The following is a 25,739-nucleotide window of genomic DNA, read 5'->3' on the forward strand; positions in this document are numbered from 1 at the left end:
AAGTTTAATTGTGATGCTGAAACCTAAGGAAGTGTGCCAAAAACTGGGAATATCCTACCGTAAGTTACAGAGCTAGTTAAGAAAGGTTATATTAAACCTGTACTAGAGACCGGGAAGTGGAGGTTCAGGGATGACGTGGAAAAGTTGATGAGAATTGTTAGGAAGAGAAAGTTGTATTATACGGTGGAGTGTCATCGCGAAAGGACGAGTTGGCAAAGCAAGTTAAGTACCTCGAGGAGAACGTTAAGGACCACGAGCAGGTCATCACGGACGTGGGACCTTCGTTGAACGTGAAGAGGAAGGGGTTACTCAACTGAGGATGATAGTAAACAACGAAGTGTCGAAAGCCGTAGCCTACCCGGACAGGCTGGTGAGGTTCGGCTTCGAGATGGTAGAGGTGGTATGCAGAGCGCACAGTTGTGAAATAGTAGGATATTGTGTACATTAGTGAGATAAATTCTGGAATTACTTTTCTCTCTCACAAGACTAAGGCTAATGAATACTTGACCGTCTCCAAACTCCTGTTTACAGCCCTTGTAGCCCTCTTGAACCTAACCGGCCTATCCCTAAGTGAAGAATGCGATGACCCGTTAGGGTTAACTGGTGAGACGACCGTGTGATCCTTTAACCGGAAGTACAAGTTGTAATCATCACCTACCATCACGTGGCACATAACGTTTAACCTCGTTACAGCAGTTATCAGATTTTACGCTGATTACAGGGCGCTACCTAAGGAAAATCCCACAACTGCTGCTCGTTAAAAGCCGTCTCACCCACTGAAAAGACCAAGTAAAGACCTAGAGTACTGCCCCTAGAAGGGGCGAGGGTTCACACATTTCGGTTATGAGGAATTTCTTTCAGATTTACTTTTTTCATAGTACAATTTTTCAGATTTGTCGAAGTTAAAGAGTTTTAATGACTCATCGTTTACATATTCTTCCTCAAGGTGTATCCAGTGCAAAAGAGTCCTTGAAGGCCCTGCATGTTTATCCTCCCCTCCTAAACTTCGAGGATAGAGAATCGTAATCAGGAACTATAGCTCCTCGTCTTTCGCCTCCAATGTATCCCGCTCCCCTGGCGTATTCCATGAAAAATCTGTCCAGTTCTTCCCTGGACTTCTCGCTCAGCTCCCGAATTGCGTTCAGTAGGGATGACCTGAGTCTCTCCACGTAAGCCTCGTCGTCCGATACTGGGAGGTCGCGATTAGAATGGTAGACTGAGGTCATATCATCGTTGTAAATAGCCATTCCTGGATGTCCCTTGAGGACGAAGGGGAAGTGATCCGAGAACGGCGTGGGCATCTCGACCCTCTTCGTCACAAACTGTCTGGAGAGGAACCATAAGTCAGGAGTTGCAGAGAGGACTTCCCTGGAGGGGTAGATGGCATCAACGGAAATGAAGGCATGGAGGTTCCTTTCATCGTATTGCTGGGATCCGGTGCAACATCTAGGACCCTCCTCTGAGCTCAGGAACAGTAACTTAACCCCCCTCTTTAACTCCATCCTGTTGAGTTCTTCAACTAGTGATACGAGGAGTCCCACAGAGAGGAGGTTATCGTGAAACCCAGTTAGCCAGTGGTCGACATGAGCTCCCACTATCACGTACGAGTCTCCCTCCCTCACTGTAACCTCAACGTTGAAGGAGTTACTGTCGATCAGTCTGCCCTCTCCGCATACCTCCACGTAAGCGTCATCTTCAGGTTCTCTACTCACGAAGGCAGATGGCGGAAAGCCCTCAGGCAGAGTTATCCTCCTCAGCTTGCCCTCCTCGAAGAAGAGGACTCCCTCATATCCCTTTGGGTCAATCCTCTTTATAAGGAATGGATGTTCGGGCATCTTTACCTTCATTATCTCTCTCCCTAGCTTACCCTTGACGCAACCCTTAGTGTAGGGCATCAATGTATGTTCCACTCTCTCCCCGTTGATGAACACGTCAGAGAAGTTCACCTCCCAGAACTTTGTATTGACTGGGACTCTCCTGTGCTCGGGGAACTTCTGGGCAATCATCTCCAGGAGTGTTCTCTCCACAGGTCCTCCGTGCACTGCCTCTCCGTATTTCATGAGCTCCATCGCGAAACGTAAAGCTGAGACCATAAAGTAATAAGCTAACCTAAAGTTTTAAGGAGTCCCTACAGCAGTTAAGCCCTAAACCCCTTAAGTGCTGAGGTCTTACCTGCATCACCAGTGAATATAAAGTACGAGATGAGGACGTATGAACGGGCGCAAAGAGAAGAACACTTCATAAGGCTGGGATCACCCTATATAAATCCAGATGCAAATGCTGTTGACCGTCAGGGAGGACTCGATAGTTAAGGAGGGGACTGAGAGTTGGGTCATGTATACTAGATCCTCATCCACTTCAGTCAGTAGATATCTCACCGAGCAAGGTTGGTCCTCCCTTCCGCCCAGTAAGCCTGTTGACATCAAATCCAGAGAGATTTGTTCTTCCCACAGGCATCCCTCTGTGATGTCGTGGGAGAAAGCTAAGACGATACTGGAGAGGGTCAAAGCCCAGAGGATAGAAATTAGGAGGGTGAGACGGGAGGCACAATGGGATGACGTAAGTTGCGTGGAGGAGAAAGTTGTGAACTTCATCACGAATAATGGGAGAACCTTCGCCTTCACCGGCGACCCTAGAGACATTCCGTCAGTCCTGGAGCTACTCGCCCAAGATCAGGAATTCAAGAAGACAAACCTTTGGATCCCAGAGAGAGTGACTGCACTCCTCGATCCGGAAGCTACAGGCTACATCCTAGCTGGTCTGATGGCGTTCCTCAAGGGCGACAAGCCCTTGTTGAGACAAGACGAGAGGGGACTCCCAGACATCACGATCTATGATGATCCTACTATTGAGTATTCTCACGTTTTCTTCACGTTCGACGACGAGGGAACCAGGACTAGGAGAAAGGAGCTCATAGGAAACGGCCAGGTGGTGGACTACCTTGGTTCTCTATTCTCCAAGTATGGGTCCCCAGGTAATGGAAGAGGTTTCTACCCGGTACCAGATTACTATAACGCAGTGCTCAAGACCGGTGATTGGCAAATCCAGGAGATGATGGAGGAGTCAAAGGACTTCATCCTAGTGCTAGGTGCGTCAGAGTATCACGTCCTGAGGAACAGTATAAGGATTAGGCCCAGGAAGGTAGTCGTACCGGGAGCCGGTGAGGTTTTCGTGAGGGAGATAGCCATCCCTCTCCCAGAGATGGTCACGCTTGACGCCGTATCCAGGGACTCCAGGTTGGTGTATTTGGACGAGAATCACGGGGCTCTTGCACCTTTCATTAGGCTTAAGGTGAGACCACTCCTTCACTGAACTGGATGCCAGGGAGCAACCTTTGGTTCCTGTACCGAGTCCCACCTATCATAGGGCTTGAGGTCAATAACCGGAGTACCATTGACGGCATTAAGCCCAACTACTTCAAGTTTGTTACCCTCTCTCCCCAAGAGCCTCACCACCGAGATGCCCACTGGATTAGGTCTCCTGGGGCTCCTCGTGGCGAATACTCCCACCTTAAATCCCCTAACCTCTTTCAACAGCGACCACTCCTTCACCTCATGAAGGTGATATATGAGGATCAAGTGAGAGAACTCCTCTATCCCCAAGAGACCCTCAACGAATTCCTCCAGGATAACAACTCTACACGGTAGATTCCTGGAGGGAGGCCCCTCCCTCTCCACAAAACCTATGGCTTTATACTGGATCAAAGTTCTTCCACTACTTTCTTCAACTCCTTCTTGTCCCTCAGGGGGATACCCGAACCTCCCCTGTTGACAGCCACAATTTCAGCCACTATGCTCAGGGCTATTTCCCCTTCATCCTCAGCATTGAGATCGAGACCTGCAGGAATCCTCAGGTTCATCAGTTTATCCTTCGGTATGCCCGCTTGTAGAAGCCTCTTGAGGATCACCTTGGCTCTCCTGACGCTCATTACGGCAGATATCTCCTTCGCTCCCCCCAGTATGGCCTTCATGAGAGCCCAAGTGTCGTACACGTGTTTGGTCGCCACTAGGACGTACTTATCCTTGACTACCTCGTCCGGAACCTGAAACGTGCTCCCTCTAATAACCTGGTCAGCTTCATATTCCCCACCTTCAGCGAAAGGGTCTACCACAACGACCTTGTAACCCAGGGACTTGAGCATCCTTGAGACGATGGGGGCTATCCCTAAACTCTTCCCCTTACACTTACTCTCATCAACTCTAACTGTATCCCTATCACAGAAGACAGGTTCCTCCATCTCGGCCTCCCTGCTAGATGAGAAGATCAGAACGTCCATGATATCACAATAAAAGTGAGTAGATCGAGATTATAAATAAGGGGGTTCAAAGAGGACGTAAAAACCTCGCCCCTTCTGAGGGGATGAATAGCCCACTTTGTAAGGTTTCAAGCTTCGGATCTCTCCTCTCCACGGTGATCTCTTCTGGTCGACTCCCTGTGGATGAGGAGCGGGAGCCGACCTCTCCCGCGATGACGGAGGAAGGCGTCAAGAGGTTAAGTACTCCAACAGGAGGACGAACGTCGTACGTCTCCTGCCAAGGCTTTCAAGAGAGGGAACCCGGGAAGGGACACAGACTCCACTCCGACCTGAACTGGTACCTAACGTCCTCAGGAAGGCCACCAACTTGGTCGTGTCGACAACAAAGAAACCCTTCTCCTCCGTGGTGGACCACAACCGAGTAGCACCGAAGAGGGGTGTGACCATTAACTTGGGGAAACCTCGCCCTCAAGGTGTGGAGGTCACAAAGACGGGCATCCTGTTTCCTGTAGAACACGTTGAAGTAGTGGTCTCGCTTCATGAACTACCTCTATGGCCTCCGACGCGTTCATAAAACGCGCAAATCGCAAAATAATACGGAGATGCTCGAGGTCCTCCTGTCCCGGGTTTAGAGGAGTCGACCTAAAACGTCCGTGCAAACGTCAAGGCTCGTGTCTACCCTTTTTAAGTATAGGTTTGTCACTTTTCTAATATGGGACTATCCGTCAGTCTCGACGTTAGCCACTCTAAATCCTTCATCCAGGAGATTCGGGCCGTGATGAGGCTAACTCTATTACCCAGATCCACATTTCGTGAATCTCGTTTCCATTACCTTATACTTCTGGATAGAAGTTACTCGATGAAAGGTGAGAAACTTGAGATGGCCAAAAAGGGAGTGGAGCTATTGGTCGAATCCCTCCCCAATGATTCTAAGGTGACTCTCGTCTCCTTCAACGAGAACGTAGAGGTACACAACGAATTCTCTGAGCCTTCTGGTGTCGATCTGGACGAGCTTCACAAGATTAAAGTAGGTAGCGGAACCGCGTTGTACAAGGCACTTGAGACTGCCTTCCGACTGTCCAAGGATCATCAGCTTCCCTCTTACGTTATCCTCCTTACTGACGGAATTCCCTCAGACATGGGATGCATGCAGGGAATAAGAATGAAGTTCAACCTGGAGAAGTGTCTACAAGTTTACCAGTCCCTAGAGGTTCCTGAGAACGTTGAGATAATATCCTTCGGGATAGGAGAAGATTACAGTGAGGAGATACTCAAGGCCCTGTCAGACAGGGGTAGGGGATACTTCTATCACGTGAAGGATCCATCTGAGATACCCGAGAGGATGCCCAAACTCGCCAAGTCTCAGGTGTCAGCCAAGAACCTGGTCGTGGACAGCGTATCTGAAACTGCTATAAGACTTCTAAATTACGAGGGGTTTCCCATTAGGATAAACGCATTAGAGGGAACAACGAGAATTTACGGAGAGTTCATCATCCCTAAACAGTACACAGGCAAACTCTTCACGATAAAGGTGAGCTATGAGGACGAATCTGGGGAGAGGTCTAACGTTGTGGAGCTCCTGGTGGAAAGTGCCTCAGATCAGGGGGATTTTCTAAGATCCATCAATAGGGACATCTTGATGGAGTACGAGTACCTAAAGACGATGCAAGGATACGTGAAAAGTCTAGAGGCAAAGGATTTGGTAGAGGCCACCAAGAACCTGGACAGGCTAAGGGAAATAGCTGAACAGACCCGCAGGACAGATCTCATACAGACGACCGAGGAATTGACCAGGAGCATGAGATCACAGGACACTAAGGAGGCCCTCAGTGAGGCAACCAGGAAACTCAAGTACCAGGAATAACTTTAGTGATTCCGTAATTAATCGTCTCTACGATCACAGCTCCCGTAAGGACTGGGTGAACGATGTAGAGAGGACCTGCCCTCTCCAGGATCCCTAGAAAGGTAGCTAGTATTGAGGGAGGGTGATCGACGCCCAACGCCGATATGATGATGAACGACATTAGGCTTCCCAGTAACGCGAGGCCCGTTCCCGACGCTCCTAGCTCCACTAACCCGACCGCTATTGCTCCCGATACGGTGTACGCGACGATCACCGAGATGGAACGACTGAATCTCCACTCTGGATCCCTGTACTTAGTAGCTGCAGTTGCCAGAAGGGGTGGGAGCACAAAGGTAGTCCTGGTTATAAAAGTGATAAGGAATAAAAACAAAACCGATAACCCTAACGTGAGGATAGCCCTCAGACTGCTTCTCCACGGCATGGAAAACTACATAGAGACCAGGCTTTAAGTTTTCTAACAACCTGAGGGAAGACTATAGCACTTTCACGTGACTTTTAAATATTTCTAGTTACTTTTAATTACTGTGGAGAGGTATCTAACACCTAGTGAGGTTGCTCAAATATTCGGCGTGAGTAGGAGTGGTGTCATTAAGTAAGGGAGGGGAAGATAAGGGTTGTTGAGGTTAACGGTAGGTGGAGAATACCTTACAGCGAAATTGAAAGATTGTTGTCCGGCGGTGGAAGGGTTGAACAAGTAGCGATATGCAAGGGTTTCACCAACGCGAAAGGACGACTTGGAGAGGCAGTTGGACGCATTGAGAGAATAGGAAAACTCTCGGTGAAGTGAGTGTGATAGAAGAAGGATATAGGTTCCGGATTGAAAGAGGATAGGGGAGGGTTAAAGAAGTTAATAGAGTTAGCCAAGAGGGGGCAAATTGACGCAGTTGTAGCTTATAAGGACAGGCTAACGCGTTTCGGTTTCGAAGTGAAGTTATTCAAAGCTTACGGAGTAAACGTTATTGTAGCTTTCCAAGATGATAAGGATCACACGCAGGAGTTGATGGAGGACTTTGTAGAGATCGTCAAGTCATTTGCCTAGAATTTACGGCCAAGAGTGTGAGAAGGTGGTAAAATGTGTTGAAAACCTTAAAAAGGACGGTTAAACTGGAGGGTGACTTCTTGAACGAGTGGAAGTACCGCGTTCTTAGAGAGGTTGAGGAACATCAGAGGAAGTTTGTTAATGAAATGATTGGGGTAATACTCTCCGAGGCTTTACCAACTACTAGGAAGAAGTTGCACGAGAGATTTTACAGTGACTATAAGGAGAAGTACCCCTTCCTACCTTCAAGGGTTATTGAAGGTGCCTACGTCGTAGCCGGAAGGATCGTTAAGAGCTTCAGAGAGAGGAGGAAGAGAGGGCTAACGAGGAAGGATAAACCGGAGTATAAGAGGGTTGTGATCACTATTCCTAACATGGTTAATTGGAGGTTTAACAAGGTTTCTGTCAGCCTCCTAACTCACAAGGGTTGGGTTGAGATACCCCTCAAGTTCACCAAGCAATTTACCCGCTACGTACATGAAGGTTGGAGGGTTTCGCAAGAGCTTAAGTTAAGGTTAGTGGGTAGGAAAGTCCTAGTTTGGTTGACTTTTGAGAAGGAGGTTGAGAGGTTGAGTCCAAGGAGGGCAATCACATCTCTATTGACGTTAATGAGAATAACGTCACGGTAGCGGTTTTTGAGGGTTTTAAACTCAAGGAGTTGAGGAGATATGAGACTGGGTTGGGGAGGATTGTGGTTAATTACTCCTTGAGGAGGGAAGAGATTACTAAGGGGCACTCAACTAAGGACGAGTTAATGAAGAAGAAGTTGAGGAAATTGAGGGAGAGGGAGAGGAAAACTGACGTGTTAAGGAAGACTGTTAAGAGAGTCGTGGAGTTAGCTAGGGATTTAAAGGCTAAGGTTATTGTTGGTAAGTTCTCCTCAAGGTCTAAGGAGAAGATGGAGAGTAACAAGACTGCTAAGCTTAGGCATAGGATTCACCAGTGGAGTGTTGTTAAACTCGTGGAGATGTTGAAAACTCAGCCGATAGACGTCGCGGAGGTTTCTGAGTCCTACACTTCCTCCATCAACCCGTTTAACGGTGAGAAGTTGAAGAGGAGAAAGCAGGTAGTTGAGAGAGTTATCAGGGTTTTTAACCCCTACCTGATGACGGGCTCTGCTCACGAGGGTGGGGGTGTAAAAGTACTGAAGGTGAACGCTAGGTACTTGGAGAGCGGTGAAGTTCTTTTGGAGAGGGATTCCATTGCTCCCCTCAACTTGGCAAGGAAGGTGGATGGGAGGGTAGTGGTGTTTCCCTCGACTGGCCCCAATGAGTTGAGGGTGACCGTGTATGATCCCTTAAGAGGGGTGCCCGTGGCGGAATTAGAAGCAATTAAAGAAGGTAAGTTACGCCACGGGTAAACACTTTCTGGTTTATCGGTAACTTTTGATGACGGCTACGCTAAAGTTAGACGGTAACTTTCAACTATTTAAGTAAAAGATAATATTTACTATTCAAAGAGGAGGACATGATAAGGTTTAAGGTATCTAAGGAGATAGAGAACCCCGACGTAGTGTGGGAAGTAGTCAAGGACGTGACCTCCATTCCGAACTACTGGAAGGGGATAAGGGAGCTGAGAGTGAAGGAAATTTCACCTGGGATTTATGAAGGGGAAGTAAAGTTTGCCTTCCCTTCCACGTCCAAGGTGAGGTTGGAAATACGGGAAAACGAAAGGAAACTCCTCTTTCACTTCCTTGGGGGCATACTTAAGGGGTTCAACGAGGTAAGGGTGGGGGAAAGGACGATTGAGTCCACCTGGGAGGTGGAGATGCCCTTGTACATGAGGCCCCTGGAGTCGAGGAACCAAGAGCACTTCAGACAGGGCACAGAGAACGCGTTAGAACGCATGATCAATGAGGCGAGGACAAGGACTCAGGGCTAATGGTCCTGTAGAGAGTTTCAGCCCTAAGTTTGATGGCCTCTCCCAGGAGTCTCACCCGTCTCACGGTCTCGCGAACCTTTGGGAACTCCTCTCCAAGTATTGAGGAGATCCCCTCAACTTCCTCCACTACTTCGAGGAGTGAGGCTTTGAGATCCAAAAGGATACGTGAAGAGGAACACCCAGTTATGAGGAACCCCAGGATCACTGTCTGTAACATTTTTACGTAACTACTCGTTATTTTTAATCACTTCTAATCCCCTTAACGCTATTAAGTAAGCTGAGGCTGTATGCCTGTCAAAACCCTTCTCCCTCATTATCCTATCATGTTCCTCTGAATTGGTAGTACCCTTAGGATTAACTAACACAACGTTAAAACCCAACCTCAACGCCTTAATAACGCCGTGGATTAACAACTGCTTCTTGGCAAAACGCGTTATCTTCCTATTACCGCTCATACTCGTGGTGAACTTCCTCCTCTTAACTAGGAATAAGTCCTCAAATACAACGTAATCAACGCCAATCCTTGATAGGAAACTGAGAGACTCTGAAAGAGCATTCAAACGTAAAGCTTTAGCCTTATCCTTAGGAAAACCTGGTCTAGTAACATCTGAATACCACCACGTTTTGAAAGTAATAATTTTACCCTCCTTATTAACTACAACAGCGTTTAACCCATCACTGTTTAAATCGAAACCAGCAACCAGACCGTAACCGCTAGGTTTTGGCGAAGAGAAGTGCTTTAAGTACAACCAGAGTGGCACTTGAAGGTGAATCATTGGTTTTTCCTTAAAGGAAATTACTGCACCATAACCTTCCACCTTTCTTTTAGATAACTCTTCCAACTCAAGAAGTAGCTGTAAGTACTCCTTTCCAAGATAAGCTTTCCCGTGAACCCACTTTCCCCAAGGGTCTTTAACCTTAATTAACACGTGGTCTTCTAAAACGTGAAATTTTATTCCCCTATTGCCCTCATCGCTTTTGTTAACCCCTACAAGCGATCCACTTCTTTCTAACCTCAACCTTGTTACCGTTACTCTCGACAAGGGCTAAGGCTTGTTTATAGGCAGTTTCGGCATAGAACGCGTAAGGAATGATCTTGTATAACTCCTTAACAGCATCGTTTAGGGAGACTCCTCTTAAAGCTAAGTTGATCCCAGCCTTTACAGCCTTTGAGTGAGAGTAAGCAATTCTAGCTACCTTACCCACGTCCTCAAACTCAACCCTACCATTTATAGTCACGAATTGGAAGTTTTCAATTGCTTCCTTAGAACCAATTAGCTTACTCCTCATCATCCGGTAGGATAACAATTACAATCACCTCCTTACCGTATAATTCCTTCCCCTTCTCCTTGAGCTTTGAGGGGATAGTTATACCATATCTCTTATTCCCATACTTATCGGTGCCATAACTTGAGACAGTTGATTTGAAAACTATTTGCTTCATAAGAGTGTTAGAAGCATTAAAATTTATAAACTTTTATGCTAACATTAGAATAGAGGGTGCCACCATGAAGTCGATGAGCAGTCGCGAGGTGGAGGAAGGCACCCAATGAAACTCCCCATGTCCTTGAAGGGAGTGGCCACTGCTCCCGTAGACGGCATGGGGAGTAAAGAGGGGTGATGAGGCCGAGTGATTAATAGTCACGAAAAGTGACTATTAGCCACGATGAAGGCCGAACTCTTCTAGCGAACCCAACTCTTCGAGAGCCATCCAGAACCTACCTGAATTACGGGGATCTCTCCTTCCGACCTCTCCTAAGGCCTCGGAGATCAATCGCTGTGCGGTATCCAGGTGATGGAAGAAGTCCTCGAGCTCCGGGAAACTCATCATGATAGTCCAGGCCAACTCTGGATTCCCTTCACTTAAGGGGATCGAGCGATCTATCCTTCGTTTGGTGACGTAATCTCTACTCCTCCTCTCGAACCCGGAGATCTCCGAGAACACGTCCGTAGGTAACCAACCTCCTCTAAATCACTACGTGGGAAGTTTAAATTCGTAGAATAATTATGGACTACATGCTCCTCGTGGGAGTAGATGCAGGAGGCACTAAGACAGCCTCCGTCTCAGCTGAGTGTGTGAGTGGGAAGGGCAAGATCTTGAATAGATACGTGACTAAGGGAGCTAACTTCCATAACGTGGGTCTCAGGAGGGCCTACAGTAGGATAGCTACTGCCGTCCGTGAGGTCTCCGGGGACAGGAAACCCGACGTTGTTGTCCTCGGTATAGCTGGCCTTGACTCCAAATACGACGAGATAGTATTACGTGAGACGTTGAAGGATTTGGGCGGTAAGGTCGTCATGGATAATGATTCGTTCTTCGTGCTCTACGGCAACGTGAAGGGCGGTAAGGGAGCCGTCACAATCTCCGGCACGGGTAGCGTAGTTCTGGGGTACGATGGTACCAACAAGATCAGGGCCGAGGGTGCGGGATGGTTCTTGTCGGACACAGGTTCAGCCTACTGGGTTGGGAGGGAGGCCTTACGATACGTCACCAGAGTCCTTCAAGGAAGAGAGGAAGGATCTCCCATGGTCGAAAGGATTATGAGAAGCATAAGGGCGAAGGACCTTGACGACATTATCTACTGGGTTTATCATAAGGGACACAGGGTAGAGAGAGTGGCTGGTATAGCTAAGGTAGTAGACTCCTCATCTGAGGCAGGGGACATGAAGGCCAAGGAACTCCTGAGGAGAGGCGCGGAGCTATTAGCCGAGGCCGCGGTTTATGTGGCGAGGATAGTTAACGTTGACCAGGTAATCATATCAGGGGGCATGTTCTCCTCCACAACCTACACAAACTCCTTTAGAGAGGTACTAAGTCGTTTCAATCTCGAGACTAGGAGGACAGAGGTTAGCCCGGAGTATGGGGCCCTATTGTACGCCTCCAGACTAAAGGGATGTGACTTAATTACATAAGCGATGTTTCGGAGATGAAACTGTTCACTTAGAGTTCAGCTAAACTACTCTTCAGTGACGACCTTCACCGTATGGTGATGGTTGCGGGAGAGTTCACCAGGATCTCCCTTTCACTAGATCCCTTAGCAAGACCTAGGGATCATAACGGTCGCCCCAGATCACTGGGCCAGTCGAGGGAAACTTCAATACCCATCCGCTTTTATCACCCCCAAACCTCGTGAGCAGTGCCCTTCATCAGTTGGGAGATCACCAAGAGAGATTTCTGGGTAATACTTCACTAACATAACCGATGTCAAAACGTTATTTATAAAATTGAAAACAACCAGTAGTCACGTAAAAGAGTTACAGTCTGACTAACCATCATATGAGTTTTCCTCCTTGGTAGGAGCCCTCGTAAACCTTTAACGTAGGCTCTTGAAGCTTGGCGAAAATAAGGTGCACGACTCTGAACCCCCTTCTTATCCTCCCTCCCCTCAGCGTACTCAACGCGATTATTATTTTCCCCTTGTATCCAGCATCTATCACTGTGGGAGGAGCCAAGAAGCCGTTCCTGGCCATGGTACTCCTCAAGGTCATTATCCCCATGACGTCGTTCGGCATGTTGACTTCCTCACAACTCTCCAGGAGGTAAGTGTTGCCTGGTTCCAGATCCGCATACTCCTCAAAAGGAAACTCCTCCACCTCGCTTTTCTTCTCTGGGAGGGAGGCCCCACCAAGAATTCTCCAATATTTGTCCCCACAGACTCTGAGGTCGTACCCGTTCTCCCTTACGCTCTCCTCAGAGAAGTTAAGTATCATGGACCCTAGGGAATTCCTTATCTGCTGATAGGTCAGGATCATATGTAAAACATAGTGTTCGAAACGAATATAACAGATATTCCCATGTATTTTTCTCTTTATTCTCTAATAAAAGGAGATTATGGTAAAAGTATATAAAGCCTGTGATAGGCCGTTCAACATGTGAAACCTCTAAGCGACAGGAGGACCTTCCTCAAACTGCTCGTCTCTTCCACTACCTTACTTGCATTGGGCAGATTGGGAGCTGACCAACTAGCTCCTCTGCTTCACGCCCCAAAAGGACTGACTCCATTCTCATCGTGGTACGTGGTACAGATAGGAGGTACACCTAACGTCAATCTAAGTAATTACGTTCTCACCGTGGACGGAGAGGTAGAGAACCCTCTCCAGCTCACGTATGAGGAAATTCTGAGCATGCCCTCCGTACAAGTTAAGGATACCATACAATGCGTGTCTGATCCTTACTTCCTCAGGGCGGAGGTTGTTTGGACTGGCGTCCCTCTCTCATACATACTCCAGATGGCTAAACCTTCACCCTCAGCCATAAAGGTCTTGAGCTACTCAGCGGACGGGTATACGGCCGACCTACCTATCTGGAAGGCTATGGAACCTGACACCGTCCTGGCCTACATGGCCGACGGGAAGCCCTTGCCTCAGGTTCATGGTTATCCTGTGAGGCTTGCAGTGCCCAGGTGGTGGGGTTACACCTACGCCAAGTGGGTAACTAGGCTCTACGTTACTTCCCAGAATGTATTAGGCTATTGGGAGTCGTTGGGGTATGCTGATGTTGCGAGGAAGTAGTACCTCTCTACTTGTATGGTTGGCGTCACTTGTAGTGACGCTTTTGCCCCTGTTCCCTCAGGCCTGGGTGATCGGCGTAATGATGGCCGGTTATCCTAAAGCTTTCAATCCCACCTCCAGGACGTCCATATATTCACCTGAGTTTAGGAGAAAGACTTCGGTCGTACTACTAGTTTTAGCCATATTGGAAGGCTTAACGGGTTTTGGTGCTGGTCCCCAAACTTCAAGCTTCGTCACCGAGTTGACCCTAGGACTCCTAACTAGAGGGATCTCCCTTGAGTTACATCTAGCCCTGATAGCTCCATTGGCCCTCTTCTTCGTGATTCATACGGTCTCTGGGCTAGGGTCGCTTTTCATCCTGAAAGGAGTGAAGAGGAATTGGATCTACCAGTATCTCCTTCCGGGGACGTGGATAGGGCTCTATCTGTTGACTGTATATCTTGACCTGAACTACTTCCTCTCCTAAATCACTCATAGTGAATTTCGGGGACGTCATGGACAGAACTCAAAGGAAGAGAATAGATAGGGGCGATTCGGGTCTCCTTTACGAATCGTATTATTCTACCGTTTATAAGACAAATCCATCTCGTCCCTCATATAAAGTTACGTAGTTCTACATTTATTTGCTACGATATTCATTCAATAAAGTGAATTCACGACGGAAACCCGAACGGCCTATAGATAGCGCTGTGGGGGAATACTTTGACGCACTGGTAAGACATGATGGAACTGGAGTCCTAGCTGTGGACGGTAAAGTAGTCGTTAAGAAATACGCAGACGACAGAGGAAAACTATGGGTTAACACTGCGTAATCTAGATGAACGGGCGGGAAAGAAGGGTGAAAAGCTTATAAGAACTGCAATGGAGTTTCGAGAGGGCTGGTAAGATGGAACAATCCTAGAGGGCAGGGATCTGGCCTTCCAGTATGGCCCAGAGTATAGGGTATTTGAGCACGTCAATCTGAGGGCTTTGGACAACGAGCTAATAGCCATAGTGGGTCCCTCGGGAGTGGGAAAGTCTACCCTGCTGAGGATATTGGGCGGTTTCATTAAACCCACTGAGGGAGAAGTCATCCTATTGGGAAAGAAGGTCACTAGGCCTACCCCAAAGATTGCACTGATACATCAATCCATAGCTACTTTTCCTTGGCTCACTGCGTTGGAAAATGTTAAGCTCGGTCTCAAGTATAGAAACTTGACTAAGGAGGAGGAAGATTCGATAGCGAGGAAGATGTTGGAGCTTGTTGGTCTTCAGGGGTTTGAGGAGTTCTACCCCAAGCAGATGAGCGGTGGAATGAGACAGAGGGTTGCCATCGCCAGGGCTCTTGCGGCTGACCCCTATGTGTTACTAATGGATGAGCCTTTCGCTCATCTGGATGAACTGACCGCTGAGGGGTTAAGACAGGAGATTTACTCCACCCTGTTCAGTCAGGATACCTCCCTAAAGGCTGCTGTGTTAGTATCCCACAACATGAACGAGGTAGTGGAGTTGTCAGACAGGGTCTTCGTGCTTAACGGTGGGCCAGCCACTGTGGTGGGAGAGGTCACCATAGAGATGGAGAGGCCTAGAAGTCCCAGGGATCAGAAGTTCCAGGAGTACCTGGACCTTCTCTACAAGTTACTTACTCCAGTTAAAAAGAAGGTCAAGGAGGGATGAGCTCACGTTTGATTTATTCCTGGCCCTGGAGGCAGTGGGAGCTACCACTGGGAGAGTCTTCTTTACAATTCTCCTCTCCGTTCTGAGCGGTTGGCTCCTAGGTTACGTCGCCTTGAAAAATAGGACGTTCGAGAACATCTATATCTCGCTCTCGGAAGTCCTAGAGTCGGTTCCTGTAATCACCTTCTTCCCCGTGGTACTTATCTTCTTTGTGACAGATATTGGGGGGACAATCGGCTCGCAACTTGCGGTAATATTTCTGGTCTTCACCGCCGTTGTTTGGAACATTTGGATGGGGATCTATCAGGCCTTTAAGACCGTCCCAGAGAACTTGAGGGAGGTCTCCGAGAACCTGAGACTCGGTTTCTGGGGGAAGATGACGAAGTTGTACATACCGTTCTCCGTACCGAGGATAGCTGCAAATCTCATCCCCAGCTTCGCCGACGCCATGTTCTACATAACTGTGAGCGAGGTGTTCAGTGTGGGCAACTCGACGTATTCAGTCTTTGGAATAGGTAGTCTCATATATGATCTCACCACGGCTGGGGAATACACTTATGCGTTTTACTCGCTTGGGGTTTTGGCTGCAGTCGTCGTGGTCTTGACCCTTCTCCTCAGGGAGTTTGCACAGTACTCCGTTCAGAGGTACGGCTTAGATACCGAAGCCTCGAGCAATGCGGTCAGGAGAGGTAGGTTCAGGATAAGGTACTCCAGTAGACTCAGTAATGCCGTATCTCCAGTAACTAAGCTGGCTAGGTACGCAATCAGGAGTAGGGCGCAGGAGGCTGAAATTGAGGAGGAGAGGGAGAAGAGTCACCACCTGAAGACGCTGGGTCAGATAATAGCCTTCGTCTTCCTGATCGGAATATCGTATTCGGTCTTCACCGTGATCAGCTCGGTTCCAGATCAAACTTGGGGTTACCTCCTCTCCACGACGCCGTACGACCTAATACTAGTGGGGGCAGATTACCTTAGGGTAGGAATTATTGCTGTGATTTCCCTGGTCATAGCATTATTTCTAGGATACTGGTTGTCTTTACACGTGAAAACTGAACGGGCCATCGTACCAATAATACAAACGTTGGCCGCGTTTCCCGCCCCTGCCTACTTCCCACTTCTCTTCGCATTCACATACCCGGCAGTTGAGAGAGCGTTCGGTTCATTCACAGACGAGTTTTACGTTTTGTTACTCGGCTTCATCTCTACGTTCTATTACGTCTTCTACAGCTACTGGTTAGGAGTAAAGAATATGCCTCACGAGTACTGGGAGGTGATGGACAACCTGAACCTCAGCTTTTGGCAGAGGATGAGTAAGATCGTAATTCCCTCTACCTTCCCTTACATAGTGTCGGGGTTGACTAGTACCATAAATAGTGCTTGGGGAGGGTTAGCAATAGGTGAGTATTGGCCTGATATATACGATGGTAAGACGCTTGAAGTTCATACAGGGCTCATGAAGTATTTGGCCCTAGCGGATGCTCAGGGGAATCTAGCCGTAGTGGGGTGGCTTTCCCTAATATTCAGTATCATTGTAGTAATTTATTCTGTACTCTTCACTAGGAAGCTAATGGACCTAGCAAGAGAGAAATATGTGGCGGAAGAGGGTATATATGCTGCGTGAGTTCCTCAATGGTGAGTCGGACGGCTAAACAGTGAAAATCTACACTTTGCTTAACTTCAAAATACATAAACTTCACAGCTTATCGAAACCGTTAGCAACAGCTCATCTTTCAGGACGAGGGAGCGTAGCCCTGAGCAAGCCTCTAACACCGGTGAGTTACAGTAACTCTCACGGTGAGAAAAAAATTAAGCCTATGGAACTGGAACATTTCTTCACCTGTGATGAGGAATCCGGGAACCGATCTGTGAGGTCTCCCTACGCGAACGCTGAGGTCTCAGTTTAAAACCATTAAATCTTATTTATAATTATCATTAGTCTAATGTTTATATAGTAAAAATTTTAAGACCAGACTTTACATGTATCGGGAAGAATTATGGCAACTACATACGAGAAGCCCGACATGGGCAGATTGATTGAAGAGCTTAGATCTCTGAAGGCAAAGGCCTATCAGGGTGGAGGAGAAGACAGGATAAAGTTCCAGCACAGTAAGGGAAAGCTCACAGCCAGAGAGAGGTTGGCACTACTCTTCGATGAGGGAACGTTCAACGAAATCATGACGTTCGCCACAACAAAGGCCACGGAGTTTGGCCTAGATAAGAACAGAGTCTACGGGGACGGTGTGGTAACAGGATGGGGAAAGGTGGAGGGAAGGACAGTCTTTGCCTTTGCCCAAGACTTCACTTCAATAGGCGGAACACTGGGTGAGACTCACGCAAGCAAGATAACTAGGATATACGAGATGGCCCTCAAGGTAGGTGCTCCAGTGATAGGAATTAACGACTCTGGAGGAGCCAGGATACAGGAAGGGGCGGTAGCCTTAGAGGGATACGGTGCCGTCTTCAAGGCCAACGTGATGGCCTCAGGTGTGGTACCACAAATAACCATAATGGCTGGTCCAGCCGCAGGTGGGGCAGTGTATTCTCCAGCACTCACGGACTTCATCATAATGATAAAGGGAGACGCCTATTACATGTTCGTCACGGGTCCGGAGATAACTAAGGTAGTACTGGGAGAAGATGTATCTTTCCAAGACCTTGGAGGTGCCATAATCCACGCCACTAAGTCTGGCGTAGTGCACTTCGTTGCTGAGAATGAGAACGACGCCATAAACATCACCAAAAGGCTGTTATCCTACCTTCCCTCAAATAACATGGAGGATCCGCCTTTCCTCGACACTGGCGACCCCTCAGACAGGGAGGTTAAAGACGTCGAGTCTGTAGTACCCACTGACACCGTGAAGCCCTTCGATATGAGGGAAGTAATTTACAGGGTAGTGGATAACGGCGAGTTTATGGAGGTGCAGAGGCATTGGGCACAGAACATGGTGGTGGGCTTCGCGAGGATGGCAGGAAACGTAGTAGGGATAGTTGCCAACAACTCGGCCCACTTGGGGGCCGCCATAGATATCGACGCTGCAGACAAGGCGTCAAGGTTCATAAGGTTCTGTGACGCCTTTAACATCCCGCTAATCAGCCTCGTAGACACTCCAGGCTACATGCCGGGAACGGATCAGGAATACAAGGGAATAATAAGACACGGAGCTAAGATGCTCTACGCCTTTGCTGAGGCCACTGTGCCAAAGATAACCGTGGTGATTAGGAGGTCCTACGGAGGGGCACATATAGCCATGAGCATAAAGAGTCTGGGGGCAGATTTGATTTATGCTTGGCCATCTGCAGAGATAGCGGTCACAGGTCCTGAGGGAGCAGTGAGGATCCTGTACAGGAGAGAGATCCAGAACAGTAAGTCGCCTGATGACTTCATTAAGGAGAGGATATCGGAGTACAAGAAACTCTTCGCTAATCCGTACTGGGCAGCGGAGAAGGGACTCATAGATGACGTAATAGAGCCCAAGGACACCAGAAAAGTCATAGTGTCTGCTCTAGATACGTTGAAGAACAAGCGGGAATTCAGATACCCGAAAAAGCACGGGAACATCCCCCTCTAAGGTCTCCTCTTGGTGCATCTTAGAGTAGCCTCCCCTTTTTCACCCATCTCCACGGTTACGTTCTGGCCCAGTGCCCTTAAGACCAGTGAGAGCTTCCTCACGGACTCTGGGTCTCCTCGAAATAGGAGCTCCTCTCCGTCCTTTGCCCTAAAGAACTCCTCCAATAACTCTTGCAGCCTCTTTGACAACCTTATCACCTATCTTATCGCCAAGTAGGGCCTTCACTTTCTCAGGGTTCATCACTAGGTCCTCAGGTTTAGTTAGACCGTTCTGGAATAGGACTCTACCCCTCTTCCTCCCAACTCCAGGTACTCTAACTATCTCCAACAGGTCCTCCTTTACTCCGTCTTCGACTCTCGCGTTAAGTCTCCTGAGGACATCGGCGTGTTCCTCTAAGCCCAGGACTTGAGCCACGTTATAGGCAGAATAGGTTAGCCAATCCATGGTCTCCACCAGGCTCCTGAGGTCTCCTGAGCCTATACCGTACCTACCGAGGATTACATCTTCTTCGATCTCCTCAATCCAGTCGTTGAGTATGGAAGCTATCTTTAGGGCAGAAACGTATTTGTAGAAGTCATCCTCGTCCTCCGGCTCATCAAGGAACGGGGGACAGGAGACATTCTCTATTAACTCGTCTTCTTCACCCTTGCTCACGCCCACGAATGGACCATCAGGACTCCAGGCCAAAAGGTGCAGATAGGCCAGGTTACACTCTACGGCTTCGTTCTTCCTGAGAACGTCCTTAACTACCTGTGCAGTGAAGGGATTTATATAGAGGTCAGCCACTCTTCTTCCCAACTTGGTGAGGAATAACTTTTCATCAAGTTCAATGAAGCCGTTCTCCTCAAGCCAAGGGATCCCGGAATCTAGATATCTGTCAACTAACTCCCTGCTCAGCAGGGTCTGTCGAGCTAACTCCCTTATCTGCTCTACCGTGCTCTCCCCCTCAGATATCAAGCCCAGGAGGAATGAATAGAAGGCTGGCTCGTTTCCCAACCGGGACTGAATGGGTTCAGGTGGGGAGAGAATATATCTTTTGAAAACCCTCTCTGCATCCCTCCTATTCCTCACAACGATCACCGCCTCGCCCTCACTATCGTATCCTGGTCTTCCTGCCCTCCCGCTCATCTGTTTGTACTCCATGATAGATATCTCCTCCTGAAAGCCTAGGATCTTCCTGTTGAACCTGTAGATGTCTCCTATGATCACAGCCCTAGCAGGCAAGTTTACCCCAGCAGCTAGGGTTGGAGTGGCAGTGATGACCTTGATTATCCTTTTCCTAAATCCATCCTCTATCACCTCCCTCAATCCCCTGGAGAGCCCAGCGTGATGAAACGCTACACCTCTCTCCAAGAGTTCGCGTAGAGCTTCCTTCTCGTTGCTCCCCGCGTCATCCACCTCCTCCAGTTTGGCTATAAGGTCTTCGATCTCCTTCCTCTTCACCTCCAGGTCAAGCTCTGCCACCTTCCTGGCTGTGGTCTCGGCCATCCTCCTGGAGTTCCTAAACAACAGCACTTGTCCCCCTTCATCCACGACCTTCCTTGTGAACGCCAGGATAGCGTCGTTTCCCCTCAGCTTATACGAACTCCCGTCAGCGAAGGAAACCACGAAACCTCCCCTATCTGGAACCAGAACACCCTCCCTCAGGGGTACCGGTCTCCAATTGGTTGTTACAGCCTCTGCCTCCAACCACTTGGCTATCTCGGAGTGATTACTTATGGTGGCACTGAGAACCAGCAAGTTCCTTCTCTTGGCCTTTACCGCTACACTTTCAACAACAGGGCCTCTCTCGCCATCGTTGATGTAATGGAATTCGTCAAGGACGAAATAGTCCGTCTCGAACAACCAAGAGGGCCCATGTCTCCACAGGGAGTCCAACTTCTCGTAGGTAGTGACTATCAATTGGTAGTTCCTTAACCAAGCGTCGTCAGTGTCGTATTCTCCTGAGGTCATGCCGACCTTTATTCCGAGAGACTCCCACGCCTTGAACTCGTGGTATTTCTCCGAGGTGAGAGCCCTCAAAGGTGTGGTGTATATTGCTCTCCTTCCTCCCTTGAGAAGATGAGATATCATCCCCAGTTCCGCAATCAAGGTCTTTCCAGAACCTGTGGGAGAGGTCAAGAGGAGTCTTTTCCCCTCCAGCAGTCCCTTCCTCACCGCCTCTGATTGTACTGGATTAAGTGTGACGATCCCCCTACTTCTCAACACCTCCTTAACTTTTTCGTTGACGTTTAAGTCACTCAAGTCTATGAGTTCCATCCTCAGTACTTATTGGAAAAGGGAGTTTAAAGGGTGAGGGTAAAACTCGTTCGCTCCTGAGGACACTCGTCGGAAAATACGCGGATATCCCAGGGGTTTGGGCTTCACTGGATTTTCATGACTTTATATCCAATTCTCAGCCATTGGGCTTCACCAGAGTCCCGGGGCATTGCCCCATTCATACCCCTCAGCCCCTTTAGCGGATAACCCTACCCACACCCATGGTATTTCATGGCATCTCAGGACAGCAGTTATGGGACTTTAACGTAACTTAAAGATTTTCATCAGCCCCAGCGGTCCGCCTAAATGACGTTCAACGAACCTGAGGAACGCCTCCACGCTCCTCAGGTTAAGCTCCCCCACCAGCTCCCTGACGACGTTGGTCATGATGGTGAAGATCGCGAGGTAGCCCTGGAGCCTCTCCCTCCTCCAGAACGAGGAGTCCTCCAGTCCCAGGGCCTTGACGTCCCTGTGGAGCTTCTCGATCTCCCACCTCATCCTCCAGGCCTCCTCGATCTCCTCCTCGCTGAGCGAGAGGTCGGTCGTGTAGAGGTACTTCACGTGTGACCCGGAGTCACGTTTATATTTCCGGACTAGCAACTTCACCGTAATGGCTTGGGCTCCCAGGGTCAGGTCGGCGTAGTAGAGTCCGGGGGGTAGGTCTCCCACTCGGAGGTGTCCCTCCACCTCCTTGAGGGTCCCCTGGGCCGACTCGACCCTGAGGAGCCTCCGGTTGGACTTGAGCTCAGACACCACGTTCTCTTTCACGAGCTTCTCGGACCAGTACCACGAGTCGAAGACTACCCTGGACACACGGAAGCGCTCCTTGAGCACGTCCAACATCTCCCTGGCCAAGTCGATCTTGGTCTTGAACTCGTTGACCATCCCCAAATCCAACATCTTCCTCACGGCGTAGGGGAAAGCCCCCACCATGAACGTCCTGCCCGTGGAGAGGTCCACTATGGCGACCGTGAGGAGCTGCACGCCCCTCTCGAACCTCCCGTGGGCGTGGCAGTAGATCCAGTAGTTCCCGTGGGGGCTCACGTCCCTCCCCCTGGAGTACTCCTTGTGGTCCACGGTGTCGTCTATGATTACGGCCACCTCACCCTTCACCAGCCCAGACAGGACCTCCAGGTAGTCCCTCCACGCGTCTTCGAGTTCTCCCAACGCCTCCAGCAGGTTCGCGTAGTCCAACCCGAACGTCTCAGCAGCATTCCTCACGCTGGACCTCCCACCTAGCAGGACCATCAAGACGAGTGCCAACCCGACCTTCCTGCTCCTCCCGTTCCTCCTCACTATGCCCAGGACCTGGTTGACCGCCTTGATCAGATCCTCCTTAGCCAGTTCGACCTGTCCCTTTCTGTTCGTCATCTACATCTTTTCAGCGGGACGACGTCGAAAATTAAAAACTTCTCGCTAATACCGACTTCTTCGTATTACCTCCCTAAGATTCCCATAACTGCTGTCAGGAGAGGTCGGCTCCCGCTCCTCACCCACGAGAAGTTGACTAGGAGGGAACGCCATGAAGGAAGAGGGATTCCGAAGCTTAAAACCTTGCAAGAGGGCCATCCGTCCACGTTTCAGGGAGGCGATGTTTTTCGCCCTTTCTGAACTCCCTTATTTATAAGGAGCCTGATACCTGTGGAAACAACGCCCTCCGTGAGGAGGCCATACTTCTCGCTTAGTCTCTTGGACACGATACTGCCCATTCTTTACTTTAACTTTTCAATGATTCTTTGATTACATACTAATATGTTTGAACCAGGAAATTATTGGGTGAATATATAGTTGAGTAGTGGTTTATAGTATATGGAGATACCCAATCTCCTAAAGGGAAAGTTGACCGATGAGATGTTCCTACGTCTCATGGAGTTAAAGAACGAGAGTGTATTGGATTTTCTATCGTGGGTTGTGGGGCACTGTGATCCCGAATCAGTTTATGTCTTGAAGGGCACACGTGAGGACCAGGAGTATGTTAAAAGACGGGCTCTGGAGACAGGAGAGGAGATCCCCCTCAGGGTTCCTGGACATACTATACACTTTGACAAACCCTCAGATCAGGCCAGAGCGAGGGAGGATACCTTCATCTTGTCCGAGCCTATTCCCTTCGTTAACACGAAACCCAGGCAAGAGGGTCTAAATGAGGTCATGGAGCTCTTGAGGGGGTCCATGAGGGGGAGGGAAATGTTCGTGGGATTCTATGCCCTGGGTCCGAAATCCTCTCCCTTTCAGATCCTGGCGATCCAAGTGACTGACTCCCCGTATGTCATCCATAGTGAGAACATCCTATACAGAAGCGCTTACGATGAGTTTGTAAAGGTAGGGGGTAACGTTGAATTCCTGAGGTTTGTCCACTCGAAGGGTACCGGAGACGTGAAGAAGAGGAGGATAGTAATAGACTTCGGCGGGACGGTCTATAGTGTGAACACTACATATGCTGGTAACAGCGTAGGCCTCAAGAAGCTAGCTCTGAGGTTGACACTGAGGAGGGCAGTTAATGAGGGTTGGCTCTCGGAGCACATGGCCATAGTGGGTCTGGAGGGGAAAGAAACAACACATTACGTTACCGCTGCCTTCCCTTCAGGCTCGGGTAAGACTAGCACCTCTATGATGGGGAAGCTGGTAAGTGACGATTTAGCCTTCATTAGGGAGTCCCAAGGTATAGCGAGGGCCGTGAACCCTGAGATAGGAGTTTTTGGGATAATTCAGGGAATAAACAAGAGGGACGATCCCATAATATGGGAGGTGCTTCACACTCCTGGAGAAGTTATCTTCTCTAACGTTCTCATGACTGAGTCGGGAGAAGTATATTGGGTGGGGAGCGAAGAACCTGTCCCTCGTAAGGGGATTAATTATGCCGGAGAATGGTGGCCTGGTAAGACTAACTCTGAGGGCGTAGAGATTCCCCCATCCCATCCAAACGCCAGGTTCACTGCTCCCCTAAAGTCCTTCAGGAACGCTGATCCCAGGATAGACGATCCGAGAGGTGTGGAAATAGAGGCAATGATATTCGGAGTAAGGGATTACACCACCGTAGTCCCAATAGCTGAGGCCTTCAGTTGGGCCCACGGAGTTGTCACCATGGGGGCCTCCATGGAGTCCGCTAGGACAAGTGCCGTAGTAGGTAAACTCGACGAGATGGAGTTCAATCCCATGGCATTACTGGACTTCATTTCAGTGTCACTAGGAGAGTACCTACGCAACTACCTGGAATTCGGTAAAAAGTTGAGGCTGCAACCTAGGATATATGGGGCCAATTACTTCCTTAAGGACATGGAAGGAAGATACTTGAACTCCAAGGAGGACAAGAGGGTCTGGCTGAGGTGGATAACCGAGAGGTTAGAGGGTAGGGCTGACCACCTGAGGACAGCTGTGGGGCTCATTCCCACATATGAGGATTTGAGGAGGCTATTCAAGGAAGTGTTGAACAAGGAATACATGAAACAACAATATGAGTTACAATTTTCCATAAGGTTGAAGGAGTATAAGAACAAGTATCTTAGAATAAGAGAGCTCTACTCCAGGGTGAAGGACACACCTAGGGAGGTACTGGAGATCTTAGACGAACAGATAGGAAGGATAGACAAGGACATACAGAGATATGGGGACACCTTCTCCCCCTTCAACATCTAGTGTTTACCCGTGGCGTAACTTACCTTCTTTAATTACTTCTAATTCCACCACGGGCACCCCTCTTAAGGGATCACACAGGGTCACCCTCAACTCATTGGGGCTAGTCGAGGGAAACACCACTACCCTCCCATCCACACTTTTATCACTCCCCAAACCTCGTGAGCAGTGCCCGTCATCAGTTAGGGGGATCATCAATAAAAACTACTTCGGTGATACTATATAAACACAACTTGTCAAAACGATATTTAGAAGTGATTAAAAATAACGAGTAGTTACGTAGAAGCGTTACAGTCTAGTTTCTCTTTTAGGAGAGCCTCCTCAATACCTCTATAGTTAACCTCAAGATGTTTCTTAAGGATCACTTCTGCTTCCCCTCCTAGGTTAACGTCTACCCTATATTTCCCCTTGAGTATTTGCTCCAAATGTTCCCCCATATGGGACGGATTTACTAATCCTCCGTGGGCTAGTCCCACAGCCTTCGGTCTTAAAGATATTTGCCTCCTGAGGCTATTTACGTAGTCCCTGAGGTTCAGGGGTGGTGGAGTAGTTGGAATAGGTAAACCGTTGTATCTTCCTCCAGCAGAGTCACCAGCGTAGAGGATGCCGTCTATGAGCACTGAAATGTGGTGTTTGGCGTGTCCAGGAGTGTAAAGTAACTCCATTTTCCTATCTCCAAGGTCTATCACTTCCCCTCCACCGACCTCCAGTATCTCCCCATTCACTGGTTCGACCTCACCGTAGATGTCCGCGACCTCTCCAAGAACACTCTTCCCTCCCTGATTCACCTTTGAGGGGTCTCTAAGGTACTTTGAGTAGCCCTGATACACTAGGACTTTCGGTCTGTACCTCTGGACGACCTCGGCCAAAGTGCCCAAGTGATCTATGTGGAGGTGTGTCACCACCACGTAGTCCAACCTATCTAAGAACCCCACATCCATGACAGAGTTAGCCACTCCGGCATCTATCATCACGTTCTTCTCATCACATATTACGAAGGAGTAGACAGCCTCAGGGAACTCCCAAGGTCCTGAGGGTATAGCGTGTATTCCAGTGCACATGAGCTTGAAAATG

Annotated in this window: 25 protein-coding genes and 5 pseudogenes; 15 read left to right on the forward strand and 15 right to left on the reverse strand. The window is 48.9% G+C overall.

Annotated features, from left to right (window positions below; genetic code table 11):
* Positions 1-13: 13 nt before the first annotated feature.
* Positions 14-430, forward strand: a pseudogene (locus METMK1DRAFT_RS11035) (helix-turn-helix domain-containing protein); the annotation flags it as partial.
* Positions 431-478: 48 nt separating this feature from the next.
* Here the strand turns inward: METMK1DRAFT_RS11035 and METMK1DRAFT_RS11040 are convergent.
* Both METMK1DRAFT_RS11040 and METMK1DRAFT_RS11045 read right to left on the reverse strand, forming a co-directional pair.
* Positions 479-692 (reverse strand): annotated as a pseudogene (locus METMK1DRAFT_RS11040) (IS1 family transposase); the annotation flags it as partial.
* A 294-nt stretch (positions 693-986) separates the two neighbouring features.
* On the reverse strand, positions 987-2,093 hold the full coding sequence (locus METMK1DRAFT_RS11045) for a M28 family peptidase (RefSeq protein ID WP_009074136.1): 1,107 nt from the start codon (positions 2,091-2,093) through the stop codon (positions 987-989).
* A gap of 184 nt (positions 2,094-2,277) precedes the next feature.
* Between METMK1DRAFT_RS11045 and METMK1DRAFT_RS11050 the strand changes: the two genes are divergently transcribed.
* The gene (locus METMK1DRAFT_RS11050; RefSeq protein WP_009074138.1) at positions 2,278-3,312 is read left to right on the forward strand and encodes a metallopeptidase TldD-related protein; all 1,035 of its coding nucleotides are present in this window, start codon (positions 2,278-2,280) and stop codon (positions 3,310-3,312) included.
* On the opposite strand, the gene tsaA is transcribed toward METMK1DRAFT_RS11050, so the two are convergent.
* Together tsaA and METMK1DRAFT_RS11060 are read right to left on the reverse strand one after the other, a co-directional pair.
* Positions 3,306-3,704: a tRNA (N6-threonylcarbamoyladenosine(37)-N6)-methyltransferase TrmO gene (tsaA, locus tag METMK1DRAFT_RS11055; RefSeq protein WP_009074140.1), complete on the reverse strand. Its 399-nt coding sequence runs from the start codon at positions 3,702-3,704 to the stop codon at positions 3,306-3,308. The genes METMK1DRAFT_RS11050 and tsaA overlap by 7 nt on opposite strands.
* Complete coding sequence (locus METMK1DRAFT_RS11060; RefSeq protein ID WP_009074142.1) at positions 3,701-4,276, reverse strand: XdhC family protein; 576 nt, start codon at positions 4,274-4,276, stop codon at positions 3,701-3,703. Before METMK1DRAFT_RS11060 ends, tsaA begins: the two co-directional genes overlap by 4 nt.
* Positions 4,277-4,628: 352 nt before the next feature.
* Between METMK1DRAFT_RS11060 and METMK1DRAFT_RS17860 the strand changes: the two genes are divergently transcribed.
* Together METMK1DRAFT_RS17860 and METMK1DRAFT_RS11070 are read left to right on the forward strand one after the other, a co-directional pair.
* The gene (locus METMK1DRAFT_RS17860) at positions 4,629-4,829 is read left to right on the forward strand and encodes a hypothetical protein (RefSeq protein WP_155812433.1); all 201 of its coding nucleotides are present in this window, start codon (positions 4,629-4,631) and stop codon (positions 4,827-4,829) included.
* A gap of 204 nt (positions 4,830-5,033) precedes the next feature.
* Positions 5,034-6,119, forward strand: coding sequence for a VWA domain-containing protein (locus METMK1DRAFT_RS11070; RefSeq protein ID WP_281034125.1), 1,086 nt, complete (start codon positions 5,034-5,036; stop codon positions 6,117-6,119).
* Here the strand turns inward: METMK1DRAFT_RS11070 and METMK1DRAFT_RS11075 are convergent.
* Positions 6,103-6,540, reverse strand: coding sequence for an HPP family protein (locus METMK1DRAFT_RS11075; protein WP_009074145.1), 438 nt, complete (start codon positions 6,538-6,540; stop codon positions 6,103-6,105). The two genes, METMK1DRAFT_RS11070 and METMK1DRAFT_RS11075, sit on opposite strands and share 17 nt — an antisense overlap.
* Before the next feature lie 103 nt (positions 6,541-6,643).
* Here METMK1DRAFT_RS11075 and METMK1DRAFT_RS11080 point away from each other — a divergent pair.
* The 3 genes and pseudogenes from METMK1DRAFT_RS11080 to METMK1DRAFT_RS11095 all read left to right on the forward strand — a co-directional run bounded on the left by METMK1DRAFT_RS11080 (position 6,644) and on the right by METMK1DRAFT_RS11095 (position 9,039).
* Positions 6,644-7,222, forward strand: a pseudogene (locus METMK1DRAFT_RS11080) (IS607 family transposase).
* Positions 7,194-8,518: pseudogene (locus METMK1DRAFT_RS19740) on the forward strand (IS200/IS605 family accessory protein TnpB-related protein). The pseudogenes METMK1DRAFT_RS11080 and METMK1DRAFT_RS19740 overlap by 29 nt, the downstream one beginning before the upstream one ends.
* A gap of 107 nt (positions 8,519-8,625) precedes the next feature.
* Positions 8,626-9,039, forward strand: coding sequence for an SRPBCC family protein (locus METMK1DRAFT_RS11095; protein ID WP_009074149.1), 414 nt, complete (start codon positions 8,626-8,628; stop codon positions 9,037-9,039).
* Here METMK1DRAFT_RS11095 and METMK1DRAFT_RS11100 read toward each other — a convergent pair.
* From METMK1DRAFT_RS11100 to METMK1DRAFT_RS11110, 4 genes and pseudogenes are all read right to left on the reverse strand, one after another.
* A complete protein-coding gene (locus tag METMK1DRAFT_RS11100) occupies positions 9,008-9,256 on the reverse strand; it encodes a hypothetical protein (RefSeq protein ID WP_009074150.1) in 249 nt (82 codons plus the stop codon). The two genes, METMK1DRAFT_RS11095 and METMK1DRAFT_RS11100, sit on opposite strands and share 32 nt — an antisense overlap.
* Positions 9,257-9,266: 10 nt before the next feature.
* A pseudogene (locus tag METMK1DRAFT_RS11105) lies at positions 9,267-10,329 on the reverse strand (hypothetical protein).
* Positions 10,319-10,483 carry a hypothetical protein gene (locus METMK1DRAFT_RS18295; protein ID WP_009071800.1) on the reverse strand — a complete coding sequence of 55 codons (165 nt, stop codon included), beginning with the start codon at positions 10,481-10,483 and terminating at the stop codon, positions 10,319-10,321. The pseudogene METMK1DRAFT_RS11105 and the gene METMK1DRAFT_RS18295 overlap by 11 nt, the downstream one beginning before the upstream one ends.
* Before the next feature lie 213 nt (positions 10,484-10,696).
* Positions 10,697-10,984 (reverse strand): hypothetical protein, encoded by a 288-nt coding sequence (locus tag METMK1DRAFT_RS11110; protein WP_009074154.1) that lies wholly within the window; start codon positions 10,982-10,984, stop codon positions 10,697-10,699.
* Positions 10,985-11,046: 62 nt separating this feature from the next.
* Between METMK1DRAFT_RS11110 and METMK1DRAFT_RS11115 the strand changes: the two genes are divergently transcribed.
* Positions 11,047-11,952: a BadF/BadG/BcrA/BcrD ATPase family protein gene (locus tag METMK1DRAFT_RS11115; protein WP_009074156.1), complete on the forward strand. Its 906-nt coding sequence runs from the start codon at positions 11,047-11,049 to the stop codon at positions 11,950-11,952.
* Between the two features lie 360 nt (positions 11,953-12,312).
* On the opposite strand, the gene METMK1DRAFT_RS11120 is transcribed toward METMK1DRAFT_RS11115, so the two are convergent.
* Positions 12,313-12,792 (reverse strand): dCTP deaminase, encoded by a 480-nt coding sequence (locus tag METMK1DRAFT_RS11120; protein ID WP_009074158.1) that lies wholly within the window; start codon positions 12,790-12,792, stop codon positions 12,313-12,315.
* Between the two features lie 120 nt (positions 12,793-12,912).
* Here METMK1DRAFT_RS11120 and METMK1DRAFT_RS11125 point away from each other — a divergent pair, with 120 nt between their 5' ends.
* The 6 genes from METMK1DRAFT_RS11125 to METMK1DRAFT_RS11145 all read left to right on the forward strand — a co-directional run bounded on the left by METMK1DRAFT_RS11125 (position 12,913) and on the right by METMK1DRAFT_RS11145 (position 18,776).
* Positions 12,913-13,551, forward strand: coding sequence for a molybdopterin-dependent oxidoreductase (locus METMK1DRAFT_RS11125; RefSeq protein WP_009074160.1), 639 nt, complete (start codon positions 12,913-12,915; stop codon positions 13,549-13,551).
* Positions 13,529-14,017 (forward strand): hypothetical protein, encoded by a 489-nt coding sequence (locus METMK1DRAFT_RS11130; RefSeq protein ID WP_009074162.1) that lies wholly within the window; start codon positions 13,529-13,531, stop codon positions 14,015-14,017. Before METMK1DRAFT_RS11125 ends, METMK1DRAFT_RS11130 begins: the two co-directional genes overlap by 23 nt.
* A gap of 223 nt (positions 14,018-14,240) precedes the next feature.
* A complete protein-coding gene (locus tag METMK1DRAFT_RS19570; protein WP_281034118.1) occupies positions 14,241-14,363 on the forward strand; it encodes a hypothetical protein in 123 nt (40 codons plus the stop codon).
* 148 nt (positions 14,364-14,511) lie between these two features.
* Complete coding sequence (locus tag METMK1DRAFT_RS11135) at positions 14,512-15,207, forward strand: ABC transporter ATP-binding protein (protein WP_048087975.1); 696 nt, start codon at positions 14,512-14,514, stop codon at positions 15,205-15,207.
* A 34-nt stretch (positions 15,208-15,241) separates the two neighbouring features.
* Entirely contained in the window at positions 15,242-16,828 is a 1,587-nt protein-coding gene (locus METMK1DRAFT_RS11140) for an ABC transporter permease subunit (protein WP_009074167.1), read from the forward strand.
* Between the two features lie 373 nt (positions 16,829-17,201).
* Positions 17,202-18,776, forward strand: coding sequence for an acyl-CoA carboxylase subunit beta (locus tag METMK1DRAFT_RS11145; protein WP_009074170.1), 1,575 nt, complete (start codon positions 17,202-17,204; stop codon positions 18,774-18,776).
* On the opposite strand, the gene METMK1DRAFT_RS11150 is transcribed toward METMK1DRAFT_RS11145, so the two are convergent.
* From METMK1DRAFT_RS11150 to METMK1DRAFT_RS11160, 3 genes are all read right to left on the reverse strand, one after another.
* A complete protein-coding gene (locus METMK1DRAFT_RS11150; RefSeq protein WP_009074172.1) occupies positions 18,773-18,964 on the reverse strand; it encodes a hypothetical protein in 192 nt (63 codons plus the stop codon). The two genes, METMK1DRAFT_RS11145 and METMK1DRAFT_RS11150, sit on opposite strands and share 4 nt — an antisense overlap.
* Positions 18,924-21,035 carry an ATP-dependent DNA helicase Hel308 gene (gene hel308 / locus METMK1DRAFT_RS11155; RefSeq protein ID WP_009074174.1) on the reverse strand — a complete coding sequence of 704 codons (2,112 nt, stop codon included), beginning with the start codon at positions 21,033-21,035 and terminating at the stop codon, positions 18,924-18,926. The genes METMK1DRAFT_RS11150 and hel308 overlap by 41 nt, the downstream gene beginning before the upstream one ends.
* A 261-nt stretch (positions 21,036-21,296) precedes the next feature.
* On the reverse strand, positions 21,297-22,406 hold the full coding sequence (locus METMK1DRAFT_RS11160; protein WP_009074176.1) for a transposase: 1,110 nt from the start codon (positions 22,404-22,406) through the stop codon (positions 21,297-21,299).
* A gap of 438 nt (positions 22,407-22,844) precedes the next feature.
* Here METMK1DRAFT_RS11160 and METMK1DRAFT_RS11165 point away from each other — a divergent pair, with 438 nt between their 5' ends.
* Positions 22,845-24,668, forward strand: a complete 1,824-nt coding sequence (locus METMK1DRAFT_RS11165) for a phosphoenolpyruvate carboxykinase (GTP) (protein ID WP_009074178.1) — start codon at positions 22,845-22,847, stop codon at positions 24,666-24,668.
* Between the two features lie 3 nt (positions 24,669-24,671).
* On the opposite strand, the gene METMK1DRAFT_RS11170 is transcribed toward METMK1DRAFT_RS11165, so the two are convergent.
* Both METMK1DRAFT_RS11170 and METMK1DRAFT_RS11175 read right to left on the reverse strand, forming a co-directional pair.
* On the reverse strand, positions 24,672-24,860 hold the full coding sequence (locus tag METMK1DRAFT_RS11170; RefSeq protein WP_009074180.1) for a hypothetical protein: 189 nt from the start codon (positions 24,858-24,860) through the stop codon (positions 24,672-24,674).
* Between the two features lie 80 nt (positions 24,861-24,940).
* On the reverse strand, positions 24,941-25,726 hold the full coding sequence (locus METMK1DRAFT_RS11175; RefSeq protein ID WP_009074183.1) for an MBL fold metallo-hydrolase: 786 nt from the start codon (positions 25,724-25,726) through the stop codon (positions 24,941-24,943).
* Positions 25,727-25,739: the final 13 nt, after the last annotated feature.

This window comes from Metallosphaera yellowstonensis MK1, assembly GCF_000243315.1.
Taxonomy (GTDB): Archaea; Thermoproteota; Thermoprotei_A; order Sulfolobales; family Sulfolobaceae; genus Metallosphaera; species Metallosphaera yellowstonensis.